The sequence below is a fragment of the Streptomyces bugieae genome (assembly GCF_036352915.1).
GTDB lineage: Bacteria > Actinomycetota > Actinomycetes > Streptomycetales > Streptomycetaceae > Streptomyces > Streptomyces endophytica.
This window is the reverse complement of the sequence record NZ_JAZBJP010000227.1, coordinates 1-394: the sequence shown is the minus strand read 5'-3', so window position 1 is coordinate 394 and position 394 is coordinate 1. Positions and strand designations below refer to the sequence as shown.

At 60.2% G+C, this 394-nt stretch carries 1 protein-coding gene; it reads left to right on the top strand.

Annotated elements, in window-relative coordinates; translation table 11 throughout:
• Nucleotides 1–28 precede the first annotated feature (28 nt).
• The gene (locus tag V2J85_RS41000; protein ID WP_330824445.1) at nucleotides 29–250 is read left to right on the top strand and encodes a Clp protease/crotonase-like domain-containing protein; all 222 of its coding nucleotides are present in this window, start codon (nucleotides 29–31) and stop codon (nucleotides 248–250) included.
• The last annotated feature ends 144 nt before the right edge of the window (nucleotides 251–394 follow it).

The following is a 394-nucleotide window of genomic DNA, read 5'->3' as shown; positions in this document are numbered from 1 at the left end:
CTTCAGCCGCATCGTCACGCCGTAGCAGGTGCTGCCCCAGGCGCAGTTGCTGGCCAAGCAGGTCGCGGAAGGGCCGACCTTCGGCAACACCATGACCAAGCGGATGCTCGCCATGGAATGGGCGATGTCGGTGGAGGAAGCGATCGAAGCGGAGGCCGTTGCCCAGGCCCTGTGCATGACGACGGCTGATTTCGAGCGTGCCTTCGAGGCTTTTGCCAACAAGGTCAATCCGGTCTTCAGGGGCGACTGACCAGCCTTTTCCTGCCGGAAGGCCTGAACGGGGGCTTGTCAGAAATTATTTTAGGCTTAAAATAGTTTTCATGGCAGGGTGAATTGGCGAGGCTCCCATGAAAGTCGCGATCATCGGTGGTGGACCCGCGGGGCTCTACGCAGC